The organism is Lutibacter sp. (assembly GCF_021647475.1).
Taxonomy (GTDB): domain Bacteria; phylum Bacteroidota; class Bacteroidia; order Flavobacteriales; family Flavobacteriaceae; genus Lutibacter.
The window spans coordinates 16,762-42,623 of the sequence record NZ_JAKIUR010000024.1; the positions used below are offsets into that span (position 1 = coordinate 16,762).

The 25,862-nt window shown below is 27.3% G+C and carries 23 protein-coding genes; 13 read left to right on the forward strand and 10 right to left on the reverse strand.

The annotated features are described in order from the left end of the window. The first annotated feature begins 1 nt into the window (after nt 1). A complete protein-coding gene (locus L3J60_RS07335) occupies nt 2-1,171 on the forward strand; it encodes an ATP-binding protein (protein ID WP_291974844.1) in 1,170 nt (389 codons plus the stop codon). Next, on the forward strand, nt 1,149-1,778 hold the full coding sequence (locus tag L3J60_RS07340) for a class I SAM-dependent methyltransferase (RefSeq protein ID WP_291974845.1): 630 nt from the start codon (nt 1,149-1,151) through the stop codon (nt 1,776-1,778). The genes L3J60_RS07335 and L3J60_RS07340 overlap by 23 nt, the downstream gene beginning before the upstream one ends. Before the next feature lie 174 nt (nt 1,779-1,952). Here the strand turns inward: L3J60_RS07340 and L3J60_RS07345 are convergent, their stop codons facing one another. From L3J60_RS07345 to L3J60_RS07355, 3 genes are all read right to left on the reverse strand, one after another. After that, complete coding sequence (locus L3J60_RS07345; protein ID WP_291974846.1) at nt 1,953-3,503, reverse strand: aldehyde dehydrogenase family protein; 1,551 nt, start codon at nt 3,501-3,503, stop codon at nt 1,953-1,955. 135 nt (nt 3,504-3,638) lie between these two features. After that, entirely contained in the window at nt 3,639-4,823 is a 1,185-nt protein-coding gene (locus tag L3J60_RS07350) for a hypothetical protein (protein WP_291974847.1), read from the reverse strand. Nucleotides 4,824-4,832: 9 nt separating this feature from the next. Then, the gene (locus L3J60_RS07355; RefSeq protein ID WP_291974848.1) at nt 4,833-5,369 is read right to left on the reverse strand and encodes a sigma-70 family RNA polymerase sigma factor; all 537 of its coding nucleotides are present in this window, start codon (nt 5,367-5,369) and stop codon (nt 4,833-4,835) included. A gap of 86 nt (nt 5,370-5,455) precedes the next feature. Between L3J60_RS07355 and L3J60_RS07360 the strand changes: the two genes are divergently transcribed. Continuing rightward, nucleotides 5,456-6,433, forward strand: coding sequence for an acyl transferase (locus tag L3J60_RS07360; RefSeq protein WP_291974849.1), 978 nt, complete (start codon nt 5,456-5,458; stop codon nt 6,431-6,433). Between the two features lie 219 nt (nt 6,434-6,652). Here the strand turns inward: L3J60_RS07360 and L3J60_RS07365 are convergent, their stop codons facing one another. From L3J60_RS07365 to L3J60_RS07380, 4 genes are all read right to left on the reverse strand, one after another. Then, a complete protein-coding gene (locus L3J60_RS07365) occupies nt 6,653-7,237 on the reverse strand; it encodes an NUDIX domain-containing protein (RefSeq protein ID WP_291974850.1) in 585 nt (194 codons plus the stop codon). Nucleotides 7,238-7,252: 15 nt separating this feature from the next. Further along, nucleotides 7,253-7,696, reverse strand: coding sequence for a GNAT family N-acetyltransferase (locus L3J60_RS07370; RefSeq protein WP_291974851.1), 444 nt, complete (start codon nt 7,694-7,696; stop codon nt 7,253-7,255). A gap of 32 nt (nt 7,697-7,728) precedes the next feature. Beyond that, complete coding sequence (rpiB, locus tag L3J60_RS07375) at nt 7,729-8,166, reverse strand: ribose 5-phosphate isomerase B (protein WP_291974852.1); 438 nt, start codon at nt 8,164-8,166, stop codon at nt 7,729-7,731. Nucleotides 8,167-8,859: 693 nt separating this feature from the next. Continuing rightward, entirely contained in the window at nt 8,860-9,777 is a 918-nt protein-coding gene (locus tag L3J60_RS07380; RefSeq protein ID WP_291974853.1) for a diacylglycerol kinase family protein, read from the reverse strand. Between the two features lie 109 nt (nt 9,778-9,886). Between L3J60_RS07380 and rnr the strand changes: the two genes are divergently transcribed. From rnr to tatA, 3 genes are all read left to right on the forward strand, one after another. Beyond that, nucleotides 9,887-12,100: a ribonuclease R gene (gene rnr / locus L3J60_RS07385; RefSeq protein ID WP_291974854.1), complete on the forward strand. Its 2,214-nt coding sequence runs from the start codon at nt 9,887-9,889 to the stop codon at nt 12,098-12,100. A gap of 70 nt (nt 12,101-12,170) precedes the next feature. After that, nucleotides 12,171-12,845: a head GIN domain-containing protein gene (locus tag L3J60_RS07390; protein WP_291974855.1), complete on the forward strand. Its 675-nt coding sequence runs from the start codon at nt 12,171-12,173 to the stop codon at nt 12,843-12,845. A gap of 51 nt (nt 12,846-12,896) precedes the next feature. Continuing rightward, nucleotides 12,897-13,097, forward strand: coding sequence for a twin-arginine translocase TatA/TatE family subunit (tatA, locus tag L3J60_RS07395; RefSeq protein ID WP_291974856.1), 201 nt, complete (start codon nt 12,897-12,899; stop codon nt 13,095-13,097). A 69-nt stretch (nt 13,098-13,166) separates the two neighbouring features. Here the strand turns inward: tatA and L3J60_RS07400 are convergent, their stop codons facing one another. Next, the gene (locus L3J60_RS07400) at nt 13,167-14,084 is read right to left on the reverse strand and encodes an SPFH domain-containing protein (protein WP_291974866.1); all 918 of its coding nucleotides are present in this window, start codon (nt 14,082-14,084) and stop codon (nt 13,167-13,169) included. A gap of 154 nt (nt 14,085-14,238) precedes the next feature. On the opposite strand from L3J60_RS07400, the gene L3J60_RS07405 reads away from it, so the two are divergent. Further along, entirely contained in the window at nt 14,239-14,586 is a 348-nt protein-coding gene (locus tag L3J60_RS07405; RefSeq protein WP_291974857.1) for a 6-phosphogluconate dehydrogenase, read from the forward strand. A 212-nt stretch (nt 14,587-14,798) separates the two neighbouring features. On the opposite strand, the gene gltX is transcribed toward L3J60_RS07405, so the two are convergent. Continuing rightward, nucleotides 14,799-16,397 carry a glutamate--tRNA ligase gene (gene gltX / locus L3J60_RS07410; protein ID WP_291974858.1) on the reverse strand — a complete coding sequence of 533 codons (1,599 nt, stop codon included), beginning with the start codon at nt 16,395-16,397 and terminating at the stop codon, nt 14,799-14,801. 167 nt (nt 16,398-16,564) lie between these two features. On the opposite strand from gltX, the gene L3J60_RS07415 reads away from it, so the two are divergent. The 6 genes from L3J60_RS07415 to L3J60_RS07440 all read left to right on the forward strand — a co-directional run bounded on the left by L3J60_RS07415 (nt 16,565) and on the right by L3J60_RS07440 (nt 24,382). Continuing rightward, a complete protein-coding gene (locus tag L3J60_RS07415; protein ID WP_291974859.1) occupies nt 16,565-19,831 on the forward strand; it encodes a DUF4175 family protein in 3,267 nt (1,088 codons plus the stop codon). 5 nt (nt 19,832-19,836) lie between these two features. Continuing rightward, nucleotides 19,837-20,247, forward strand: a complete 411-nt coding sequence (gene ybeY / locus L3J60_RS07420) for an rRNA maturation RNase YbeY (protein WP_291974860.1) — start codon at nt 19,837-19,839, stop codon at nt 20,245-20,247. A 31-nt stretch (nt 20,248-20,278) separates the two neighbouring features. Then, nucleotides 20,279-22,150 (forward strand): tRNA uridine-5-carboxymethylaminomethyl(34) synthesis enzyme MnmG, encoded by a 1,872-nt coding sequence (mnmG, locus tag L3J60_RS07425; RefSeq protein ID WP_291974861.1) that lies wholly within the window; start codon nt 20,279-20,281, stop codon nt 22,148-22,150. 72 nt (nt 22,151-22,222) lie between these two features. Continuing rightward, nucleotides 22,223-22,786: a hypothetical protein gene (locus L3J60_RS07430; RefSeq protein WP_291974862.1), complete on the forward strand. Its 564-nt coding sequence runs from the start codon at nt 22,223-22,225 to the stop codon at nt 22,784-22,786. Continuing rightward, nucleotides 22,783-23,631, forward strand: coding sequence for a class I SAM-dependent methyltransferase (locus tag L3J60_RS07435; RefSeq protein WP_291974863.1), 849 nt, complete (start codon nt 22,783-22,785; stop codon nt 23,629-23,631). The genes L3J60_RS07430 and L3J60_RS07435 overlap by 4 nt, the downstream gene beginning before the upstream one ends. 229 nt (nt 23,632-23,860) lie before the next feature. Continuing rightward, nucleotides 23,861-24,382, forward strand: a complete 522-nt coding sequence (locus L3J60_RS07440) for an OmpH family outer membrane protein (RefSeq protein ID WP_291974864.1) — start codon at nt 23,861-23,863, stop codon at nt 24,380-24,382. Between the two features lie 160 nt (nt 24,383-24,542). Here L3J60_RS07440 and L3J60_RS07445 read toward each other — a convergent pair whose 3' ends face one another. Next, entirely contained in the window at nt 24,543-25,682 is a 1,140-nt protein-coding gene (locus L3J60_RS07445) for a DNA polymerase III subunit delta' (protein WP_291974865.1), read from the reverse strand. Between the last annotated feature and the right edge of the window lie 180 nt (nt 25,683-25,862).

Consider the following 25,862-nt stretch of genomic DNA (forward strand, 5'->3'; position numbering starts at 1 on the left):
CATGATTAACAAACGGCTTTTAATAAAAAATTTATTAGCTCAATCTGATGAAAATAGTTTTTACGATAAAAAACAAAAAATTTCATTAAGTTCTAAGGAAGGAAAAGCTAAGTTTTTAAAGCATGTTTGTGCATTGTCAAATTCAAATCCAGAAAATAATTCGTATTTGGTTATAGGCGTTGAAGATGAAACTAATAAAATAATAGGTGTTGATTTTTTTGATGATAGTAAAATTCAAAATTTAATTAATGCTTATTTTGAAAATCCACCAAAAATTAATTATGAAAACATATCCTTTCCAAAATTACCACGTCATAAAGTAGTTGGTTTAGTTACTATTTTTCCAAATAATGAAGTTACATTTTTAAAAAAATCTATTTGGAAATATGTAAAAGGTTTGGTTTTTTATAGAAGAGGTAGCAACTCTATGTCCACTTTGGGTAAATATGTACTAAAAAGTTCCAATCAAAAAATTGTAGCATCTATTGAAAAAAATGCAAGTAATAATATCCAATTAACCTTAGATGGTGTTTTTAATTTTTTTAAAAGACACCGTAAAGAATATCATCCTAAATATAAAGTGTTTAATGAACAATTTGTTTTATGCTGGGCAGGAAAACAAAAAAAAGTAGGAGATAAAATCTTTTATTCAAGGGTTGACATAGAGCTTATTAACGAGCAAGTTAGACTGTTTTATTCTGCTTTAGATGAAGTAAAAATAGAGGTTAATAGTCGATCATTTATAATTACAGAATATCTTTATTTGCAATTAAAAGAAGTTTTTGATTACTATCCGCTTGAAAAAACAATTCTTAATTTTAAAGAAAATGGAAAATTAGATATTGCAAGCGAATTATTATTTAATCCTCCACAATTTGATAAAGTAGCATTACTTCATCTTTTTAACAGTTGTAACACATTGCTATTAAAGCTTAAAAAGAAAACAGTATTAACTAAAAATGAAGTATTGGAATTAAATGAATTGCCAACCAATTATTTAATTTGTGTGTTAAATAATATTCCAAATGCATACCCTAAACTCCATGAATTAGCTCCTTTATTAAAAAATAGAAAAGATAAATCTGCTTATATAAAATATAAAGAAGCGGTTAGGGTATTAAGAAAAGTTAAAAACCAACACGAAGAAAATGAGCATAGAAAAAGCATATAATTCTTGGGCAAAAATCTACGATACCAATAAAAACGAAACAAGAGATTTAGACAAAAAATCAACCATTAAAATTTTAAAAAATTATCCTTTTGAAACTGTTTTAGAATTAGGATGTGGAACAGGAAAAAATACGGTATGGTTGTCAACAAAAGCTAAAAAAATTATTGCATTAGATTTTTCTCAAAAAATGTTGAATAAAGCTAAGAAAAAGATTCAAAATGATGATGTAATATTTAAAAAAGCAAATTTGTTAAATAATTGGGAAGTTGAAAATGAATTTGCTGATTTAATAACTTCAAGTTTAACTCTTGAACACATTAAAGATTTAAACTTTATTTTTAGTCAGGCTCACCTAAAATTAAAAACCAATGGAATTTTTTTTATTAATGAATTACATCCATTTAAACAATACAGTGGCAGTAAAGCAAGGTTTGATTCTGAAAAAGGAACTAAAGTATTAGAAGTTTACACCCATCATATTTCTGATTATATAAATTCTGCAAAGGAAAATGGTTTTAAATTGAAAGAAATTTATGAACAATTTGACGATTCAAACAGAAATGAAATACCAAGATTAATCTCTTTTATTTTTAAAAAAATTGATTGATTAAAATTTAACTATAAAAAAAGGCTATCTAAAAAGTATTGAAAACCGTCATTCTGAACTTGTTTCAGAATCTCATCTTGCTGATTACCAGTGATTATGAGAACCTGAAACAAGTTCAGGTTGACGAAAATTTTACTTTTTAGACAGCCTCTTCTAAATATTTATTATAAACTATTACAAATCAAATTTTATACCTTGTGCTAAAGGTAATTCCGTAGTATAATTTATGGTATTTGTTTGCCTTCTCATATATACTTTCCAAGCATCAGAACCTGATTCTCTTCCGCCACCAGTTTCTTTTTCACCACCAAAAGCACCACCAATTTCAGCACCAGAAGTTCCAATATTTACATTTGCAATACCACAATCTGATCCAGCTTGTGAAAGGAATTTTTCGGCTTCACGTAAATTATTGGTCATAATTGCTGATGAAAGTCCTTGAACTACTCCGTTTTGAATTTCAATGGCATTTTCAACATCACCACTATATTTAATTAAATATAATACTGGAGCAAAAGTTTCATTTTGAACAATTTCAAAACTATTTTTTGCTTCTGCAATTGCTGGTTTAACATAACAACCACTTTCAAATCCTTCACCTTCTAAAACACCACCTTCAACAACTAAATTTCCCCCTTCATCAACTACTTGTTGTAATGCATTTTGATACAATTTTACAGCATCTTTATCAATAAGTGGTCCCATATGAATTTCTTCATCTAATGGATTACCAATTTTTATTTGTTTATACGCAGCTACTAAAGCCTCTTTTACTTTATCGTAAATAGATTCGTGAATTATTAATCTACGAGTTGAAGTACAACGTTGTCCGGCAGTACCAACAGCACCAAATACAGCACCAATAACGGTCATTTTAACATCGGCATCTGGAGTAACGATTATTGCATTGTTTCCTCCTAATTCTAACAAACTTCTACCTAAACGCTCAGCAACTGTTTTTGCAACAATTTTTCCCATTCTAATAGAACCTGTTGCTGAAATTAGTGCAACTTGTTTATTAGTAGTCATATATTCCCCTACTTTATAATTTCCATTTACAATATTTGAAATTCCTTCAGGTAAATTATTTTCTTTTAATACTCCTGAAATTATATTTTGACAAGCAATACTACAAAGCGGTGCTTTTTCTGAAGCTTTCCATATACAAACATCACCAGCAATCCAAGCTAAAGCAGTATTCCAAGCCCAAACCGCTACTGGAAAGTTAAAAGCTGAAATAATTCCAACAATTCCTAAAGGATGATATTGATCGTACATTCTATGTCCGGGACGTTCAGAATGAAGTGTTGAACCTTGTAATTGGCGAGATAAGCCAACTGCAAAATCACAGATATCTATCATTTCTTGAACTTCGCCTAAACCTTCTTGCAAAGATTTTCCCATTTCATAGGAAACTAATTCTCCTAAAGGATGCTTTAATGCTCTTAATTTTAACCCGAATTGACGAACAATTTCTCCACGTTGAGGAGCTGGCACCAAACGCCAAGTTTTAAAAGCAGTTTGTGCAGTGGTTATTACTTTATCAAAATCTTCTTTGGTAGTTGTAGTAACCTTTCCAATTAAATTTCCATCTACTGGTGAAACGGAATCAATTATTTCTCCATCTCCAAAAAAATTAGTTCCAGTTGAAGTTCCTTGATTTAGATGTTTAACACCTAATAAATCAAGTGATTTTTGTATTGTTTTATCTATTGTTGTTTCCATAATAGGATTTTTTATACGATTGTTTGTGATGTTGCAAAATTACAAATAATAATATGGTTTAAAAAGAAAAGCCGTTTCAAAATAGAAACGGCTTTCTTCATTCAATATTTGGTAACCAACCAAATAATAAACCAACTAAAACTTATAATTTATCCCTGTGTAAACTCCTAAATAATAAGGCAATAAACTGCCAGAGTTTTTTGAAAAGGTATTTGTTTGAACCTTAAACATTGGTGAAACGTTTAAGTATAAATTTTTATGAATTAAGTAATCAATATCAACCCCAATGTTACCACTAAAGTTAATAGATCTTAAGTTATTAGACGATCCTAAACTTTGCGTATAATCTGGAGTTTCTATAAATACTTCGTCTCTGTTTAGTAATAACGTACTAAAACCACCAACTAAATTAACACCAAATTTACCGTTAGTAACATTGTATTTTATTTCTACAGGAATTTCGACATAACCAAAAACCTGATTCAAGCTACCTGTTGTGTTTAATTCTTTAGATGATTTAGTGTCTTTTCCTAAGTTTGTGCTACTTAAAATATTAGACAATCCAACAACTGTAACTCCAGGTGTTACATAAACATTGTTAGTTGTAAATCCTAAATTTATTAAATTAACACCCGATTGCAATGTGAATTTTTTATTTAATTGATATGCAATTTTAACTCCATACGAATAGGAGGAATTTCCTGAAGATGAATTATTTTTAAATTGACCATCAATACCTGAACCGCTTCCAAAAGAATTCATATAAATTGGTGCATATACCGTGGCTACTGTAAATTTTGCATTGTTTAAATCATTTTTAGAAACTTTCTTTTCAACCTTTTTTTGCAAAGGTAAATTTTTAGTATCTGCTAAATATTCAGGAAGTGTTTTTGTGGTGGTTTGTTTCTCGGCAATATTGGTGTTTTCTTCAATCTTTAAATTATGCTCTACAGGTTTTTCTGTGATAGTTTTTGGTTTTACCTTATGGTTAACTGTTTTTGCAATAATTGTTTTTTTAGTATTAGTTTCAAATGGTTTTAAAGTATCTGACTCATTTGCAACTGTCGATTTTGCAGAAGGTAATTTAAATAAATTTCCAGTGAAATTATTTGTAGGCAATATATAAATAGCTCCTATACTTATAAACAGCATAATAAGTGCCGCAATACTAGCAAACTTTACCCAAAGAGGAATTCTTCTTTTTTGCGGAAAATCTGTTAAATTATTTTCAATACCGCTCCAAACTTTATTTGGTGGAGATACTTCATAATCTTTCAGTTTCTCTTGAAATAACCTATCAATATTTTTAAAATCGCTCACTACTATTATTTAAATAGATTGTTGTCCTTGTTGGTATGCTTCAATTTTCTGTTTTAAAATGCCTCTTGCTCTTGCTAAATTTGATTTTGACGTGCCTTCAGCAATACGCAGCATTTCAGAAATTTCTCTATGTGAATAACCATCTAATACATAAAGGTTAAAAACCAATCGGTATCGTTCTGGTAATTCGTGAATGAGATTCAACAAAAAATCTAAAGAAAGTTCATCTTCTTCAACATCAACAACTACTTCATCAGGAATCTCATCCGTAATAATATTTAACACATTTTTTTTTCGATATTTAATCAAAATGGTGTTAATCATAACACGCTTAAGCCAGCCTTCAAACGAACCTTTAAAACTAAACTGATCAATTTTATTGAAAATAGTTATAAAACCATCTTGAAAATTGTCTTCAGCTTCGTGCTTATTTCTTGAATATTTAAGGCATATTGAAAATAATTTATCACCAAAAAGCTGATAAATTTCTTTTTGCGCCTTTCTGTCGTTTTTAGCACACTGTTTTATGAGTTTATTTAACCCCAAACTTTTGTGTTATTTAGTATTAAGATTCCTAAAAATATAATAGGTTGCGTAAATTTACATTACTTTTGTAGTGATTTCCAAATTTTATGACAAAAAAGAACATTTTTAACATAAGTAATCATGTTGATTTTGAGAAAGTTAGTGTTGAAATATTTCAATTTCAAGCTACTCATAATTTGGTATATAAATCCTTTTTAAATTACTTAAAAATTGACATAAAAAACGTAAAAAAACTTTCTCAAATTCCTTTTTTACCTATTCAGTTTTTTAAATCTCACAAAATTTTATCCTCAAAAAATAATGTAACAGAAGTTTTTTTAAGTAGTGGAACTACTGGTATGCAGCAAAGTAAACATTATGTTACTGATATTGAATTATATGAGCAAAGTTTTAAAAAAGGTTTTGAATATTTTTATGGAAACATAGCAAATTATACGGTTTTAGCGTTGTTACCTTCTTATTTAGAGCGTGAAGGATCTTCATTAATTTATATGGTGAATGCTTTAATAAAAGATTCTAAAAAAAAAGAAAGTGGATTTTATCTTCATAATTTAAAGGAATTAGCCACTAAACTTAAAAACTTAGATAAAGTAAACGAAAAAGTATTGTTAATTGGCGTTTCTTATGCATTGTTAGATTTGATTGAATTTCAAAAATTCAAATTAAAAAACACAGTTATCATGGAAACTGGTGGCATGAAAGGAAGACGAAAAGAAATGATTAGAGAAGAATTGCATCAAATATTACGTGAAGGATTTGGAGTTAAAACTATTCATTCAGAATATGGAATGACCGAATTATTAAGTCAAGCGTATTCAAAAGGAAATGGCATTTTTGAATGTCCGCCGTGGATGAAAATTTTAATTCGAGATACTGAAGATGCTTTAACCTTATTGCCTAAAGGAAAATCGGGTGGAATTAATGTGATAGATTTAGCAAATATAAATTCGTGCTCATTTATTGCTACGCAAGATTTAGGGAAAATTCATCCAAACAACACTTTTGAAGTTTTAGGAAGGTTTGATAATTCAGATATTAGAGGTTGTAATTTAATGGTGTTTTAGAATTGTTTTAATTTTATTCTAATAACCTTAGTTCGACCTAAGGATTTACTTTAAATAACTAAAAATAAAAATGTCATTGCGAAAATTATAAACGTAGTACTATAATTTGAAGTAATCTTTTCATAAAAATGAGATTGCTTCCTTATTTCGCTTTGCTTCATTCATCGCAATGACGTAGCTTGTTGATTTTCTGTACACAATTTGTTTCTTACATCGAACTCAGGTTGTTAAGTTTTTAATTTTTGCATGTTGCAATAGAATAATAGTTTTAGCATCTTTAATTTCACCAGAATAAATCATGTTTAATGCTTTTTCAAAAGGAATTTCTAAAACTTCTATTTCTTCGGATTCTTCTTCTAAACCACCACCTTCTGAAATTTTCATAGTTTCATTAATTTCAGCGATAAAATAATGTATTTTCTCAGTTACTGCACCCGGTGTAGAATAAATTTCAAATACTTTTTTAGGATTTTTTATTTGATATCCTGTTTCTTCTTCGGCTTCATTTTTAATACAAGTTATAGGATCGTTTTCATCTAATAATCCGGCACAAACTTCAATCATCATTCCATCAACATTTCCATTTAAAAAACTAGGCATTCTAAATTGTTTGGTTAGAATTACTGTATTTTTAATCGGATTATATAATAAAATGGCGGCACCATCACCTCTATTATAACTTTCTCTATTTTGATTTTTCCAAATTCCATCTTTAGTTTTATAATCAAAATTTACCTTATCTAAAATATAATGGTTGTTAGATAAATTTTTGATACTCTTAATTTTAACTTTAGAATTAGCCATTTTTTTAGTTTGTAATTATTTTTTTATCATAGCAATATGAGGAATATCGTCTTCTAAATATTCTTTTCCTGTTTGCTGAAATCCGTGGGAATTATAAAATTTAATTAAATAGGTTTGTGCAGAAATTTTAATAGTAGTTTCTTTAAAAATAGTTTCAATAGCTTTTATGGATGCAACCGTTATTTTATGTCCAAAACCAAATTGTCTTTCATTTTTTTTAACTACAACTCTTCCAATACTAGCTTCTAAAAAATAATCTCCTGGTTTAAAAATTCGGGTATAAGCAACAACTTTATCATTTTTAATTCCAATAACATGCCACGCTTTTTGATCTTTAAAATCAATATCCTGATACACACAATTTTGTTCTACTACAAAAACTTCTGAACGTAATTGTAAAATTTCATAAAGTTCATTTTTGGTTAGTTCTGAAAAAGATTTAATTAAAATTTTTAACATTAATATTATTTATAAATTACATTAACTGTATTTTAATTACAATCTATTGGTATTTTATCAACTCTTCTTTGATGACGACCACCTTCAAATTCGGTTTTTAAAAATAGTTCTACAAAACCTAAAGCTTGTTGTAAGGAAACAAAACGAGCAGGAATACTTAAAACATTAGCATTGTTATGTTTACGAGCAAGTTCAACCAACTCATTATTCCAACAAAGTGCAGCTCTAACTTTTTGATGTTTATTAGCTGTAATTTGTGCTCCATTACCACTTCCACATAAAATTATTCCAAAATCTACTTCTTTTTTTTCAACAGCATTTGCCACTAAATGAATGGTATCAGGATAATCCATACTTTCATTTGTATTGGTTCCAAAATTGATAACTTCAAATCCTTTATCTTGTAAAAGTTTTATAATTTCAAATTTATATTCAGTACCAGCATGATCATTACCAATTGCTATTTTCATAATAATAATAATTTATATTAATATAGTGTACAAAAGTACAAATTACAGTTATTAACCACTAAAAAATAAGTTGTTAATAGTAAATTGATAAAGGATTGATATCTAGTGTTTTTAAAAAATGTTTAATAGTTAATAAATTATGCTTAAAAAGTGAAAAGTATTTTAGGTTAATTCAACTTAAAAAATCATATATAAAATTAAGTAATACAATCGTTATTTTTTTATGATTTTTAAATGATAAGTTTTCAACCGTTTTTTAAGTAGTTCTTAACATTTTTAATACTATTATTTATTAAATATTTAAGTAGTTTACTATTATAAACAATATGTTAACAAGTAGGATAACTATATTGATTTATAAAAGGTTAATTTTTTAATTTTTGTTGACATCTATTTATAAGTGAAGTAAAAAAATAAATACCTAATTATTTATGCTACCTATTAACAAACTATCATAACAAAAAAATATTTTTTAAATTTTTAAATTTTTTGATTATAATAATATAGTTGTTTATAACTATGTTAAAATTACAAATTTTGTTAGTGTAATAAGTTATTTAAACTGATTATCCTTCACCCTGAACTTTTTTCAGGGTATTATTTATAAAATACTGGTTATCAGACGAAAATGAGATGCTGAAACGAGTTCAGCATGACGGTGTTATTTATTATTACTAATTACGGATATATAAGTTATTTAATAATAAAAGCTATTGCTTTTGGAAGTATTTCTACTTTAAAATCTCCAGTTCCAATAATTTCTCCATCAGCTTGAATGTATGTTTTTTTATCATCTAATACTTTTACTGAAGCTTCTGAAGTTATATAAGAATTTACAAAAGGTAAATCGGTAACTTTTCCATTAAATAATTTAGCTATATGTTTTAAAATAGTTATTAAATTTATTTTATCTAAATAGGTAATATCAAATTTTCCATCATTTGAAGAAATATAATTAGTAAGTTGCATTCCTCCGCCTGAATATTTACAAATTCCTATTAAAAATAACAAACTAGGTTGTTTAATTATTTGTTTATTAAATTTAATTTTAAGCAAACTTCTTTTATAATTAACAATACTTACTAAAGTACTTACTAAATAAGCAATAAATCCTAAATGTTTAAATTTATGAACGTAATTAACTACATGAGCATCAAAACCAATACCCGCTAAATTATTAAAGTAAACTACTTTATTTGAAGGTATTAAAGTTATTTTACCAATATCTTGTAAAAAAAGTTTTTTTTGTTTTATAATAGCAATTGCTTTTTTATAATTTTTAGATATTCCGTAAGTTTTAATCCAATCATTACCTGTACCAATAGGAATTATTCCAACTTTTATTGCTTTACTATTTATAGTTTTACTATGATGAAAAATACCATTTATCATATGATGTAAACTTCCATCGCCACCCACACAAATAAATTTAGTTATTCCGTGTTTAATAGCATTTTTAATTAATTTTATAGAGTGTTTTTCATATTCTGTAAACGCATACGTAAATTTAAAACCTTGTTTTTTTAGCTCGTTATAAATTGGTTGCCATTTCTTTTTTGCTTTTCCATTTCCAGAAACTGGATTAACAATTACAAACCATTCTTGCTTCATTAAAATATTTTTTAAAGGAATTTATAAATCTATTAAATTTTATATAACTTTTTAATAACAAATTCAAAGGTAAATATTTGTACTTTTGATTTTTAATAAAATGAAATAAATGTCGAAAAGAAAAAATATTTACAAAAAGAAAGGGAATGTTATTAAAAATTTAACAAGTAAAATACTAAAACTGTTAAATCAAGATACTTCAAAAACCTTTAATTATCGTCAAATTGCAGCTAAATTAAAAATTACAGATGCACCTGGACGAAATCAGATTATCCAAAAATTAGAAGCGTTAAAATTAGAAAAGAAAGTAGAAGAAGTTGAACGTGGAAAATTTAAATTTTTAGCACAATCTAAATATTATATTGGTACTATTGATGCAACCACTAATGGAAATGCTTATTTTATTTCGGATGAATTAGAACATGATATTTATATTCCAGCTCGTAATTTAAACCGAGCTTTAAATAAAGATACCGTTAAAATTTATTTATATAAACGTAAACATAATAGTAGAGAAGAAGGTGATGTAGTTGAAATTATTAAGCGTTTTAAAATGGAATTTGTTGGAGTTTTACAACTCAATAAAAACTTTGGATTTGTTATTCCAGATGATTCAAAAATGTATGCTGATATTTTTATTCCTAAAAATAAATTAAAAAATGCTGAACACGGAGTTAAGGTATTAGCAAAAATTACAGATTGGCCAGTAAATTCTAAAAATCCTTTTGGTGAAATAGAAGAAGTTTTAGGAATGCCAGGAGATCATAATACCGAAATTCATTCCATTTTATTAGAATATGGTTTACCTTATAAATTTGAAGAACAAGTAGAACAAGAAGCGGCTAAAATTCCATTAGAAATTACAGAAAACGAAATTAAAAACCGAAGAGATATGCGTGGCGTAACCACGTTTACTATTGATCCAGCTGATGCAAAAGATTTTGACGATGCTTTATCATTTAAAGTTTTAGAAAATGATAATTATGAAGTTGGAATTCATATTGCTGATGTATCGCATTATGTACAAGAAAAATCCATTTTAGATGAAGAAGCTTATAAAAGAGCAACTTCAGTTTATTTGGTTGATAGAGTAGTACCAATGCTTCCAGAAGTTTTATCAAACGGAGTTTGTTCTTTACGTCCTAATGAAGAAAAACTAACTTTTTCAGCAATTTTTGAAATAAATGCTAAAGCTCAAATTATAAATCAATGGTTTGGAAAAACTGTTATTTATTCTGATAAACGTTTTGCGTATAACGAAGCTCAAGAAATTATTGAATCAAAACAAGATACAATATCTGCTGAAAATTCATTAACTAATAAATCTTATAAAGTTGAACCAGAAATAGTTACTGCAATTTTAACCCTTGATACTTTAGCTAAAAAAATTCGTAAAAAAAGAATGCAACAAGGTGCTATTGCCTTTGATAAAATTGAAGTAAAATTCAAATTAGATGAAGATGCAGAACCAACCGGTGTATTTTTTAAAGAATCTAAAGATGCTAATAAATTAATTGAAGAATTTATGTTATTGGCAAATAAAAAAGTAGCAGAACGTGTAGGTAAAAGTAAAGGTGTTCCTACTAAAAATACGTTTATATATCGGGTTCATGACGAACCAAATTTAGATAAATTAGCTGCACTACAAACCATAGTTAGCAAATTTGGTTATAAAAATAAAATTGATACTAAAGATAAAAAAACAACCTCATCATCATTAAATAAACTTTTAAAAGATGTACACGGAAAAGGTGAAGCTAATATGATTGAAACTTTAGTAATACGATCTATGAGTAAAGCAGAATATACTACTCATAATATTGGTCATTATGGATTGGCTTTTGATTATTATTCTCACTTTACTTCTCCAATTCGCCGTTATCCTGATGTAATGACACACAGATTGTTACAACATTATTTAACAGGAGGCAAATCACCAAAAGCTGAAATTTATGAAGAAAAATGCAGACATTCTTCCGAAATGGAATATTTAGCCACTAAAGCTGAACGCGATTCTATTAAGTATATGCAAGTTAAATACATGGAAAAACACAAAAATCAAGAATTTGAAGGTGTTATTTCTGGTGTTACAGAATGGGGAATTTATGTGGAGATTATTGAAAATAAATGTGAAGGAATGTGTAGAATTCGTCAAATAAAAGATGATTATTATATTTATGATGAAAAACAATATGCTTTAGTAGGTCAAGCTACTAAAAACTTGTATCAACTTGGAGATCATGTACTAATAAAAGTAAAAAATACCGATTTAGAACGTAAACATTTAGATTTCACTTTAATAGAAAAATTAAATAATAATTAACAAAAAAGGTACAATTATTGCTTATTTTAGTAGTTATAAAATAAAAAACAATTTTAATTAAAATATAATTATGAAAAAACTAGCACTATTAGTTGTTCTGGTAGGTTCAATTGCGTTTGCACAAGAGCCAATTACTAAAAAATTAGGTGATTTTAACACCTTAAAAGTATTTAATGGATTAACCGTTAAACTACATAAAGCAGATAAACCTACTATTGTTATTACAGGTTCTAAAGCTGATGATGTTTCTGTTAAAAATTCAAACGGCATTTTAAAAATTCAATTAAAATTTCCTGATAGTTTTACTGCAGATGATGTTACTATTACCATTAATTATTCAGAAAAAATAGGAACTTTAGATGCAAATGAAGGTGCAATTATTAAATCGGATGAACCAATTATTCAGCAACAATTAGAAGTAAAAGCTCAAGAAGGTGCAAAAATTAATATTCCAATTGAAGTGAAATATCTAACTATTAAATCTGTTTCAGGTGGAATTATTAAATTAACAGGTACTACACAAAACCAAAATATTGAAGCTACAACAGGTGGTATTTACAAAGGTTATGATGTAAAAAGTAAACAGACAACTGCTTTAGCAGCTTCAGGTGCTGTTGTTAAAGTTAATACGTCAGAAGTTTTAGATGCTAAGGTTCGTTTTGGTGGAACTATTTTTTATAAAGGAACTCCTGAAGTTTTAAAAACTAAAAAAATTATAGGCGGCACTATTAAAAATAAAAATTAATTTTAGTTTTTGAATTAATTACTATCTTTGTAGTCAATAAAATTTAAGATAATGAATGCACTTTATATTTTTTTAGGATTTGTAGGACCTTGGCAATGGATCATTATTGGTTTAGCAATATTATTATTGTTTGGAGGTAAAAAATTACCAGAGCTAATGAAAGGTTTAGGAAGCGGAATTAAAGAGTTTAAAAAAGCTACTCAAGAAGAAGAAGATGAAGTAAAAAAAGATGAAAAAAGCGATAAAAAATAGATTTAGTTTTTCTTTATAAAAAAAGCCTGTATTTAAACAATACAGGCTTTTTTTGTGTTTTATATTTCCTTATTTATTATCATCATCTGTTTTAGGTGTTTTAGGAGAAGCTTCTTTAATTTTATTTGCAGCAACTAAACTAGTAACCATATCATTTAGCATATTACTAGCTGTATTTGGATTATTAGGTAATAAAATTAAATTTGAATTTGTATCTGCTCCAATACTTTGTAAAGTATCGTAATGTTGGGTAATTACAATTAATGCAGATGCTTCTTGGCTATTAATTCCGGCTCTATTTAGTACAACCATACTCTCTTCTAAACCACGTGCAATTTCTCTACGTTGATCTGCAATACCTCTACCTTGTAATCGTTTACTTTCGGCTTCCGCTTTAGCTCTTTCAACAATTAAAATACGTTGTGCATCACCTTCAAATTGTGCAGCTACTTTTTCTCGTTCTGCAGCATTAATTCGGTTCATAGCTTCTTTTACTTGTGAATCAGGATCAATATCTGTGACCAGTGCTTTTACAATATCGTAACCATAGTTTAGCATTGCATCTTTTAATTCGCGTTGAATTGCATGGGCAATGTCATCTTTTTTTACAAAAACATCATCTATTATCATTTTTGGAACTTCGGCTCTAACCGTATCAAATATAAAAGCAGTTATCTGTTCTTCAGGATTTTGTAGTTTGTAAAATGCGTCGTACACTTTTTCTCGAAGTATTTGAAATTGAACCGATATTTTTAAGTGCACAAACACATCATCTTTTGTTTTAGTTTCAACAATTACATCTAATTGTTGAATTTTTAAACTTACGCGTCCTGCAATTCTATCTATTAAAGGAATTTTTAAATTTAAACCCGACTGTGAAATTTTATTAAACTTTCCAAAGCGTTCAATAATTGCGGTTGTTTGTTGCTTTACTGTAAAAAGTCCAGAAAGAACTAGTATAGCGACAATAAATATTATAAAATACATTTCTATCATAATAATTTTTTAAAGATTAATGAATTAGTTAAAGATACAATGATTTAATAAGTAATCAAATGCAAACAATTTATAAGTAGTAAAGAACATTACTTTGTTACATTAATATTACTAAAAATAGTATATTTACTTTTTTATTTTGATTATGAAAAAAATATTAGTTAGCGTTTTTCTTGTTATAATATTAGGGATTGCATCCTATTTTTTAGTAATTTATTATATGACTTATAGTGAAGGATATAGAGCAGGTAAACTTGTAAAAATTAGCTATAAAGGAGTTATTTTTAAAACTTGGGAAGGCGAAATAAGTCAAGGTGTTTCTAACGCACAAGTTTTTACTTTTTCTGTTGAAGATAAAGAAAAAGAAGTAATTAAATTACTTCAAAAATATCAAGGAGACTATGTAAAGTTAACTTATAAAGAAAGATATAGAACATTTCCTTGGTTGGGCGATACAAGATATTTTGTAACAAAAGTTGTAAAAATAGAGTGATATTTAACCCGTTGTGCATTTTAACTTTTTAAACCTACTGTTACGTCAGTTCGAGCCTGCTTGGCGGCAAGGCAGATAATTTTGATAAAAAATGGTATTGAGAACGATTGTCTCTAACTAAAAAAACTATTCTCAATACTAATTTTAAGCCTAAAAAGGCTAAAATTCACTCGAATTGACGAAATTTTATCATAATGCACAACGGGTAATACTTATAAAATTTCTATAGTTTTATTAATCCGGTTTATCGTTTCGTCTTTTCCAATCATTTCAGCAATATCAAATAAATGAGGACCTTTTAACGCACCTACTAAACTTAATCTAAAAGGTTGCATAACTTTACCAAAACCAATTTCTTTAGAAGTAATAAATTCTTTAATAATTATTTCAATATTTGGTGAAGTAAAATCAGAAATTTCTTCTAAAACAGGTATTAGTTCTTTCATTAAACTTGGTGTACTTTCTTTCCATTGTTTTTTTACAGCTTTAGCATCATATTCTGTTGGAGCGACAAAAAAGAAACTACTTAAATTCCAAAAATCATGAACAAAACTTGCTCGTTCTTTAATTAAAGAAACTACTTTTTCAACATAATCAATATTAAACAACTCTTTTTCATTACGAGGAGCGTAGGAATGTGGTAATCTATTTAAGTTTTGAGATTGCTTCATTTCATCCGAAATGACGTTTTTTTCTAAAATTGGAATAAATAATTTAGCTAATTCTTCATTGCTTTTTTGATGAAGATATTGTTGATTAAACCATGTTGCTTTTTCTGGATTAAATTTAGCACCGCTTTTGCTAACACGTTCTAAACTAAATACTTCTGATAGTTCTTTAAGTGAAAATAGTTCTTGTTCTGTTCCAGGATTCCATCCTAATAAAGCTAACATATTTATAAAAGCATCGGCAAAATAACCATCTTCTTTATAACCTCTAGAAACTTCGTTGGTTTCAGTATTTGTGTACGCTAAAGGAAAAACGGGAAATCCTAATTTATCACCATCACGTTTGCTTAATTTTCCTTTTCCAACAGGTTTTAAAATTAAAGGCAAATGAGCAAATTCAGGAGATTTCCAGTCAAAAGCATTGTATAAAGCAATATGAAGTGGAAGTGATGGTAACCATTCTTCACCACGAATTACGTGACTTATTTCCATTAAATGATCATCCACAATGTTTGCTAAATGATACGTTGGCATTCCATCGCTTTTAAATAAAATTTTATCATCTAAAAGTTCTGTTTTAAACGAAACGTGACCGCGAATTATATCTGTTGTAGCAATTATTCCGTGTTCACCTTTTGACGAATCGTGCATTTTAAAACGAATCACATACTTATCACCGTTTGTAATACGTTTATTGGTTTCTTCTTTAGATAGAGAAATTGAGTTGGTTAGTTTTGCTCTGTTATGCCAATTATAAATAAAGGTTTTACCTTTTGTTTCGTGGTCTTTTCTGTGAAAATTTAATTCATCAGCGGTATCAAATGCATAATATGCTTTTCCTTTATTTATTAATTCAACCGCATATTTTTTGTAAATTTCTTTGCGTTCTGATTGCCGATAAGATCCAAATTTTTCATTTTTATCAGGGCCTTCATCAAAAGGAATGGTACACCAGTTTAAAGCATCAATAATATATTTTTCAGCATTTTCAACGTAACGAGTTTGGTCGGTATCTTCAATTCGTAAAATAAAAGTTCCGTTATTTTTTTTTGCAAATAAATAATTATAAAGTGCAGTTCTAACACCTCCAATATGCAAAGGTCCCGTTGGGCTTGGTGCAAATCGTACTCGAACGTTTTTCATGTTTTCTTATTTTAAAGTGCAAAGATAAATTTTAACTTACTAACTCAAACATTTTAAGTAAAGATATTGTTTAGATGAATTTTTTAATTAAGTTTTTAAAATGTTAAATTGTAGAGGTATCTACTAATTTTGAGTATTTTTAGCAATTAAAATAGAATAGTTTACAATTGAAAAATTTGATTAACATACAAGTTAAATTACATCAGTTTATTAAAAAATATTACTTTAATAAACTGATTAAAGGACTATTATTATTTTTTACCATAGGTTTACTATATTTTATTTTTACCTTATTTGTTGAATCTGTTTTATGGTTATCTCCTCTACTAAGAACTATTTTATTTTGGATTTTTATAGCTGTGGCGTTATTATTAGTAATTGTTTTTATTGCAATTCCTATTGCTAAATTAATTGGTTTAAAAGATGGTATTTCAGAAGAAAATGCATCTAAAATTATTGGAAATTATTTTCCTGAAGTTAGTGATAAACTACTTAATATGTTGCAGTTACAAAAGTTAAATCAACATAATGAACTTATTGAAGCAAGTATAGAACAGCGTTCAAAACAATTGCAAATAATTCCTTTTAAAAAAGCAATTCATTTTTCAACCAATAAAAAATACTTAAAGTACGCTATTTTTCCACTTTTAATTTCTGGAGTAATTTATTTAACAGGAAATAGCTCTTCTTTTAATCAAAGTTTTAAACGAGTAGTACATTACAACACAATCTATAAAAAACCTGCACCTTTTCAATTTAAAATTTTAAACAAATCATTAACAGTTGTAGAGGGAAATCCTTTAAAAATTGAAATGAAAATTGTTGGAAATGCTATTCCTAATGAAGCCGTTATTTCCTTTGCAAATGAAAATTATTATTTAGTTAATAAAGGGTTTGGAAAATTTGAATATACTTTTTCTAAAATCAATACCTCTTTTAATTTTCATTTTAAAGCAAATAATTTTAATTCTCAACTATTTAATGTGAAAAGCCTTGCAAAGCCAAGTATAATAGATATGAAAATGGTTATAAAGTATCCAAGTTATACTAGCAAAAAAAATGAAGTTATTGCTAATACAGGAAATGTAATTGTACCAGAAGGAACACAAATATTTTGGCAAATAAATACTCAAAAAACAGACACAGTTAGTTTTTTCGAAAAGGATAAAAAATATAATTTTACACAGAACACTAGAGATTATTTTAGTTTTAGTAAAAAAATTAATAGCGATTTTGGTTATAAAATATCAGTTTCAAATGAGCAATTATACAATTATGAATTTTTAAATTATACTATTAAGGTAATTAAAGATGAATTCCCAAAAATCACGGTTGCTTCGGATTTAGATTCAGTGAGTAGAGGTCCTATTCAATTTGCTGGGCAAGTTAGTGATGATTATAAAGTAAGTAAATTACAGCTAGTTTATTATGCTACAGACAAGCCTAATTTACATTATAAAACTCCAATTCAAATTTCAAAAAATAGCATTTCTGACTTTTATTATATTTTTCCAACTCTTGAAAATTTAATAAAAGGTAAAAATTACAATATCTATTTTGAAGTGTTTGATAATGATGCCGTAAACGGTAGTAAAAAAACAAAGAGTAAACTTTTTACTTACTATATAAAAACCAAAGAAGAAGTTCAACAAGAAATTATTGAAGAGCAGCAAAATAATTTAAATAGTTTTTCAAATACGTTATTAAAAAATAAAAATAACAATCAAGAACTGGAAAAATTTAAAAAAGAAATTGAAAATAAACCCAACATTAATTGGGAAGATTCTAATTTATTAAAGCAATTTTTAAAAAGACAAAATAACTACTTAAATCAATTTTTAAAACAAACCAATCAAATTGATAACAATCTTAAAAATGAAGATGTCAAACCTGTTAATAAGGATAAAAAAGAAGCTTTAAAGAAACGAATTGAGGAAACTAAAAAATTACTTGAGCAGCAAAAAATACTCAATGAGTTGAATAAATTAACAGATAAATTTAAAAAAGAAGATTTATTAAAAAAGCTAAAAGAATTAACCCAAAAAAGCAAACGAAACAAGCAAAGTTTAGAACGATTATTAGAATTAACAAAACGATTTTATGTAGAGCAAAAATCTAATCAAATTAGTGAAAAACTTAAACAGCTTTCTGAGAATCAAACTAAACTAGCAAAAGAGAAATTAAAGGATAGTAGCGTAACCAAACAAAAAAACATTAATAATAAATTTGATAAAATTGAAAGAGAATTAAAAGAACTACATCAACAAAATCAGCAATTAAATCGCCCTATGAAATTAGCTGAATACAAAGAAGTAGCTTCTGAAATAAATAAAAACACTAAAAAAGCAGCACAACAATTGCAAAATAAAGATAGTAATGCTGCTAAAAGTCAAAAGTCTGCCGCACGTAAAATGAAAGAATTATCCGATAAAATGCAAAGCAGCATGGAAGCCATGCAAGGTGAACAAATTGATGAGAATATTGATGATTTAAGAAAAATAGTAGATAATTTATTAGAATTTTCTTTTATGCAAGAAAACCTATATAAAGCCTCTTCGGTTATCGATAATAAGCATCCTAATTATCCTAAAAACATAAGAAAACAACAAACCTTAAAAGAATATTTTAACCATATTGATGATAGTTTGTACGTGCTTTCTTTACGGATGGTAAAAATGAAAAGCACCATTCAAACTGAAGTTTCAAATACTCATTTTTATTTAGATCAAGCGTTAAGTGATTTTTCAGATAATAATTTTGACAACGGAATTTCCGACCAACGTTTTGTAATTACTTCCGTTAATAATTTAGCAAATATGTTAAGTCAATTATTAGAAAGTTTAATGAATGCTTCACCTAGTTTTGGAAAAGGAAAATCTGGAAGTCAAGAATTTAGTTTGCCGGATATTATAAAAAAACAAGGCGATTTAATTAAAAAATTAGGGGATAATAAAGGTGGAAAGAAAAAAGGGCAGCAAGGAAATAAGGTGGAGCAAGGAGAAAATGGAAATCAAAATGAACAAAGAAATGCTGAACTATATGAAATTTATAAACAACAAGCTTTTCTTAAAGAAATGCTTTCGCAACTATTAAAAAACAATAATTCTAAATTAGGAAAAGGAAGCAATCCTTCTAAAAAAATGGAAGAATTAGAACAAGAAATGCTTCGCAATGGAATTACAAAAAATGCAATTCAAAAAATGAAGGAGATTAAACAAGAATTGTTAAAATTAGAAGATGCGTTAAAAGAACAGGGAAAAGATTCTAAAAGAGCTTCAAAATCAGGAAATCAATATTTAAAGTCAAAACCTATTCAAAACCTAAATTTTAAAAAGGAGTATTTTAATAATAATGAAATTTTAAACAGACAATCCTTACCTTTGCGCACAATTTATAAGAAAAAGGTAAACGCATACTTTAAAACTAATAATTAAACAGTATGATTATTTTCAATTACGAAACAGATTTTAAACTAAAAAATGAAGAAAAAATTAGGATTTGGATTTCATCATGTATTATAGATTATGGTTTTAAAGAAGGTGAAATCAATTATATTTTTTGTGATGATACGTATCTGCTTAAATTGAATACAGAGTTTTTAAAACACAATACTTTAACCGATATTATAAGTTTTGATTATACCTTAGGTAAAGAAATTTCTGGCGATATATTTATTTCTGTTGAACGTGTTAAGGAAAACGCAAGTAAATACTCACAAAGTATTGATAACGAGTTAAATAGAGTAATAATTCATGGAGTTTTGCATTATATTGGTTTTAAAGATAAAAATACTGAAGATGCTGAAAATATGAGAGCTCAAGAAGAGAGGTGTTTAAAAAAATTAAATTAATTGTTCCACGTGGAACTTTATTTTTAGGAATATGTTTAGTACAGTTTATGATGTAATAGTTGTTGGTGGTGGTCATGCGGGTGCAGAAGCAGCTGCGGCAAGTGCTAATTTAGGAGTCAAAACACTATTAATAACTATGAACCTTCAAAATATTGCTCAAATGAGTTGTAATCCTGCTATGGGTGGAATTGCAAAAGGTCAAATTGTTAGAGAGATAGATGCATTAGGTGGCTATAGTGCAATTGTTACCGATAAAACAGCTATTCAATTTAAAATGTTGAATAAATCTAAAGGTCCGGCTATGTGGAGTCCAAGAGCTCAAAGTGATCGAATGCGATTTTCAGAAACTTGGAGAAATATGTTAGAGCAAACTGATAACTTAGATTTTTATCAGGAAATGGTTACAGGATTATTATTTGAGAATGATAAAATTATCGGAGTTAAAACTGCTTTAGGAATTGAAATAAAATCGAAAACAGTTATTATAACTGCTGGTACTTTTTTAAATGGTTTAATTCATATAGGAAATAAATCTTTTGGAGGCGGTAGAGCAGGTGAAAGTGCTGCAATAGGAATTACAGAAGATTTGGTCAAAAAAGGATTTGAATCTGGTAGAATGAAAACAGGAACACCACCACGAGTTGATGCACGTTCTTTGGATTTTTCTAAAATGATTGAGCAACCTGGAGATGAACATCCTGAAAAATTTTCTTATTTAAAAACAACAACTGCTTTAAAAGAACAACGTTCTTGTTATATGAGTTATACTTCGTTAGAAGTTCATAATTTATTGCGTGAAGGTTTTGATAGATCGCCAATGTTTAATGGTAGAATTAAAAGTGTAGGCCCAAGATATTGTCCTTCTATTGAAGATAAAATTGATCGTTTTGCTACTAAAGATAGACATCAAATTTTTGTGGAACCTGAAGGATGGAATACTATAGAAATTTATGTAAATGGTTTTTCAACTTCTTTACCTGAAGATGTTCAAGATAAAGCATTACGTAAAGTAGCAGGTTTTGAAAAGGTAAAGTTTTTAAGATATGGTTATGCTATTGAATATGATTATTTTCCACCAACACAACTCACTAATACTTTAGAAACAAAGCTGATTGAGAATTTATATTTTGCAGGTCAAATTAATGGAACTACGGGTTATGAAGAAGCGGCGGCTCAAGGTTTAATGGCAGGAATAAATGCAGCATTAAAAGTTCAAAATAAAGCTCCTTTTATCTTAAAACGAAATGAAGCTTATATAGGAGTTTTAATCGATGACTTAATTATTAAAGGTACTGAAGAGCCTTATAGAATGTTTACGTCTCGTGCTGAATATCGAACTTTATTACGACAAGATAATGCCGATTTAAGATTAACTCCGTTAGCTTTTAAATTAGGTTTAGCGTCTAAAGAACGAATGGATCGGGTTATTGAAAAACAAGAAAAAACAGATTTATTTGTTAAGTTTTTGAAAGAAACAAGTGTTAAACCAGATGAAATAAATCCAATTTTAGAAGCTAACAATTCGGCTAGTATTAGTCAATCTATGAAGCTATTTAAAATTGCTGCTCGTCCTCAATTAAACTTTGAAGACATTCAAAAAATTAAAAGTGTAACCTTATTTGTTACTGAATATAATTTAGATAATGAAGTAATTGAACAAACGGAAATTCATGTAAAATATGCCGGTTATATTGAAAAAGAAAAAAACCAAGCTGATAAGTTAAACCGATTAGAAAATGTTCCAATTCCTACTAATTTTAATTACGAAAAAGTAAAATCTTTATCCATAGAAGCAAGGCAAAAATTAACTAAAATAAAACCGGCAACTATTTCACAAGCAAGTAGAATTAGTGGTGTTTCACCAAGTGATGTTTCTGTTTTATTAGTATATATGGGAAGATAAAATTAATGTGTTCCACGTGAAACATATTAGTATAGTAGCTTAATTTTGATAACATTATTTATAAAAATTGATATGATTAAAAGAATTCTATTTTCAATATTAACATGGTTTTTGGTTTGTAATTTACAAAGTTGTATTCCTGTTAAAACAGTTAAAAGCATCCCTACATATAAAATTGTTAAAGCCAAATCACACTCAAAAAAGAAAGATAAAAAATATACTAAATTTGTTTTCTTAAATAAAAAACATGCTTCAAACTTTGTTCAGTTTTTAGAGAAGAATTATAAAGTTTTTAGATATAAAGGAAGAATATATTTTACAGATAATGTATTAAGATCAACTAATAAAAACTTTAATTTAACTGTTTATTTTACAGTTAATGAAAGTAAATATATTTCTTTAGTTAATCTGTTTTCAAAAGACAGAAAAGATTCTTTTGATCCAGGTTATAATAAAGATTTAGATGAACTGGTTCAAACAGGTCATGTTTATAATTTTATTGAAATAACAGTTACCGATGATGGAAATGAGGATTATTTAAAAGAAGGTTCAAAGTTTAAAAATGAACTATATTCTTTTTTAGATAATTTAAGAATTCAGTATAATATATATTTAAGTCAAAATCCATTTAATTGAAAACAAAAAATAATAGCTATTTATCGTGTAAAGATTATTTAGTATCTAATGAAAAATTCGATTTAGTTTATAATAAAGAACTAGATATGTTAGAAACAACTCCTGTTCCTAGTTTAGATAAATTATCTTCTTATTACAAAAGCGAAGAATATATTTCTCATACCGATGCTTCCAAAACCATATTTGATAAGGTTTATCAACTTGTAAAAAAAATAAACATAAAGCACAAGTTAAATGTAATTAATTTGCTTCCAAAAGAAGAAAAAAAACTTCTAGATATTGGGTGTGGTACAGGTGATTTTTTAGTAGCTTGTAAAAAAAATAACTATAAGATTTTTGGAGTAGAGCCAAATGAAAAAGCAAATAAAATTGCAACTAAAAAAATAGGAGAGTCTGTTTATAAAAACTTAGATGATATTAATGAATCTAAATTTGATGTAATTACCTTATGGCATGTTTTAGAACACGTTCCAAATCTAGATGATTATATCCTTAAAATTAAAAGTTTATTAAAGCCGAATGCAATTCTAATTATTGCAGTTCCCAATTTTAAAAGTTTTGATGCAAATTACTATAAACAATATTGGGCAGCTTTTGATGTTCCCAGACATCTTTGGCATTTTTCTAAAAAATCAGTACAATCTATTTTCTTAAAACATCAAATAAACCTAGTTAAAATTCTTCCTATGAAATTTGATGCTTATTATGTTGCTTTATTAAGCGAAAAAAATAAATCTAAAAAATCAAATTTTATAAAAGCTTTTTTTGTGGGTTGCTGGTCAAATTTTAAAGCTATTCGTTCTAAAGAGTATTCTTCATTAATATATGTGTTAAAAAACGAATAAAAACCATTTTAAAGCCTTTTAAAAGAGTTTTATGGATTAAATCAATAGAATATATTTATAATTTTTTTAAATCCGCGAAAACAGTTTTAATCAAGTCGCTTTTAATAAAATATCTTTATAATAAATTTAATTTGAATAAATAAAAACAATACTATAAATTTCTGGGTTATTACTAAGTTTTTGTTTTTATATTCGCACCGATTTAATTTTACCAAAAAGAAATATAAAAATGAAAAAATTAGTATTACTTGCTTTTGCAATTATGTTAGCATCTTGTAACCAAACAAAAATTGGTTATGTAAATGTTGAAAATTTAATGAAAGATTATAAAGCTACTAAAGTTTTAGAAACACAATTAAAAACTAAACAAGAAAAAATTTCTAAACAATTAGATAGTTTACAAGCACCTTTTAAAGTTAAAGTTCAAAATTATTATCAACGAGCACAAAAAATGTCGGCTAGTGCAAGAGCTAAAGTTGAAAAAGAATTACAACAACAACAACAAATGTTGCAATTAAATCAACAACAGGCAGCTAGGCAATTGCAAGATGAAAATAAAACAGAAAGTGAAAAAATAACAAAACGTGTGGATAGTTTGGTTGCCAATTTTGCTAAAGCTAAAGGATATCAACTGATTTTAGGAACTTCAGGAAACGGAACGGTTATGTATGGTGATACTAAATTAGATGTAACCCATCAAGTATTAGATATTTTAAATGCAGATTTTGATAAAAATAGTATAAAACACTGATAATCAATAAGATAAAGCTGTATAAAAAGTATTGAAAACCGTCATCCTGAACTTGTTTTAGGTTCTCATAATGATTGGTAATCAGAAAGATGAGATTCTGAAACAAGTTCAGAATGACGAAAACTTTACTTTTTAGACAGCCTCATTTTTTAGCCTAAATTTAACTTTCTTTTTTGTGTAAAAGCCGTGTTAGTTTAATCGATAAATCTAACAAAATAATTTTAGCATTTCCATTACGCTCAATATGGTAAATTGCATCATTAAGTTCCTTAGAAATTTCTAAAATATTTGCACTGTGTACAAATGGAGCAAATTTTTCCAATTGAAATCCAGGAGTTTTTGGATTCAAAAAAACTAAATCTGTAGCACTATAATTCAATAACATTGCCTGTCTAAAAAACTGAATGCAATACTGTAAAAATCGTTTTTGAGTTTCACGACCTGTTTTTGCAATTAAATCACTCCAATCAATTAATAATTTAATAACTGAGCTATCTCCTTTTGCTTTAAAAGCAGCTCTAATCCAAGTTATAAACCAAGTTTCAAATTGTTCGTCAGCGGTATCATTATGTAATAGGTGAAGTGCTTTATTGTAATTGCCATTTACTTGAATGGCAATTTGTTTTGCTATAGAAATATCGGTTCCTTCATTTTTTACTAATCCATTTTCAATATCAATTTCTGATAAGGCAGGAAAATATAAAATCTGACATCTCGATTTTATAGTGGCAATTAGTTGCTCTTCTTTTTCAGCAACTAACAAAAAGACAGTTTTTTCAGGAGGTTCTTCTAGTAATTTTAATAATTTATTTGCAGCAGAGATATTCATTTTTTCAGCCATCCAAATAATCATTACTTTAAAACCACCCTCATACGATTTTAGTTTTAAAGCTTTTACAATTTCATCAGCTTCATCAACACCAATTTGACCTTGTTTATTTTCTACACCTAATAATTGTAACCATTCAAATAAATTTCCATAAGGATTAGTAGTAATAAAATCTCTCCATTCTTTTAAAAAGAAATTACTAACGGGATGCTTTTTAACCGTACTCGTTGTAGTTACAGGAAACGCAAAATGCAAATCAGGATGCGTTAGTTTCGAACATTTTAATGCACAAGATTTTTTATCATTACCTGTATTGCACAAAATATATTGAGCATAAGCAATTGCCATTGGTAAAACGCCACTGCCTTCATTACCAATAAATAATTGTGCGTGTGAAATTCTATCATTTGTAATAGATTTTATCAAATGATTTTTTAAATATTCTTGTCCTAATACTTCAGAAAATTCCATGATAGCGAATGTAAAAAAAAATTGACACATAACATTTTATTTACAGTTTTTTCTCAGGGCAAACTCACACTTTTATTTTCAATATCCTTAATAAATAGTCTTCATCCCAAGCCGCTTTGAGTCTTTTGCTTTTAACCGACAGTTTTTTAGTTTGTTCATTTTTCAGGAGGTTCAAGGCTA

Excerpts from the sequence above, each read along its gene's own strand:
- L3J60_RS07440 (WP_291974864.1), top strand. The coding sequence starts at position 23,861 with ATGAAAAAATTAGTATTACTTGCTTTTGCAATTATGTTAGCATCTTGT.
- L3J60_RS07360 (WP_291974849.1), top strand. The coding sequence starts at position 5,456 with ATGACAAAAAAGAACATTTTTAACATAAGTAATCATGTTGATTTTGAG.
- ybeY (WP_291974860.1), top strand. The coding sequence starts at position 19,837 with ATGATTATTTTCAATTACGAAACAGATTTTAAACTAAAAAATGAAGAA.
- L3J60_RS07365 (WP_291974850.1), bottom strand. The coding sequence starts at position 7,237 with ATGGCTAATTCTAAAGTTAAAATTAAGAGTATCAAAAATTTATCTAAC.
- L3J60_RS07370 (WP_291974851.1), bottom strand. The coding sequence starts at position 7,696 with ATGTTAAAAATTTTAATTAAATCTTTTTCAGAACTAACCAAAAATGAA.
- tatA (WP_291974856.1), top strand. The coding sequence starts at position 12,897 with ATGAATGCACTTTATATTTTTTTAGGATTTGTAGGACCTTGGCAATGG.
- L3J60_RS07380 (WP_291974853.1), bottom strand. The coding sequence starts at position 9,777 with ATGAAGCAAGAATGGTTTGTAATTGTTAATCCAGTTTCTGGAAATGGA.
- L3J60_RS07405 (WP_291974857.1), top strand. The coding sequence starts at position 14,239 with ATGAAAAAAATATTAGTTAGCGTTTTTCTTGTTATAATATTAGGGATT.
- mnmG (WP_291974861.1), top strand. The coding sequence starts at position 20,279 with ATGTTTAGTACAGTTTATGATGTAATAGTTGTTGGTGGTGGTCATGCG.
- L3J60_RS07335 (WP_291974844.1), top strand. The coding sequence starts at position 2 with ATGATTAACAAACGGCTTTTAATAAAAAATTTATTAGCTCAATCTGAT.
- rnr (WP_291974854.1), top strand. The coding sequence starts at position 9,887 with ATGTCGAAAAGAAAAAATATTTACAAAAAGAAAGGGAATGTTATTAAA.
- L3J60_RS07390 (WP_291974855.1), top strand. The coding sequence starts at position 12,171 with ATGAAAAAACTAGCACTATTAGTTGTTCTGGTAGGTTCAATTGCGTTT.
- L3J60_RS07400 (WP_291974866.1), bottom strand. The coding sequence starts at position 14,084 with ATGTATTTTATAATATTTATTGTCGCTATACTAGTTCTTTCTGGACTT.
- L3J60_RS07430 (WP_291974862.1), top strand. The coding sequence starts at position 22,223 with ATGATTAAAAGAATTCTATTTTCAATATTAACATGGTTTTTGGTTTGT.
- L3J60_RS07345 (WP_291974846.1), bottom strand. The coding sequence starts at position 3,503 with ATGGAAACAACAATAGATAAAACAATACAAAAATCACTTGATTTATTA.
- L3J60_RS07340 (WP_291974845.1), top strand. The coding sequence starts at position 1,149 with ATGAGCATAGAAAAAGCATATAATTCTTGGGCAAAAATCTACGATACC.
- L3J60_RS07445 (WP_291974865.1), bottom strand. The coding sequence starts at position 25,682 with ATGGAATTTTCTGAAGTATTAGGACAAGAATATTTAAAAAATCATTTG.
- gltX (WP_291974858.1), bottom strand. The coding sequence starts at position 16,397 with ATGAAAAACGTTCGAGTACGATTTGCACCAAGCCCAACGGGACCTTTG.
- rpiB (WP_291974852.1), bottom strand. The coding sequence starts at position 8,166 with ATGAAAATAGCAATTGGTAATGATCATGCTGGTACTGAATATAAATTT.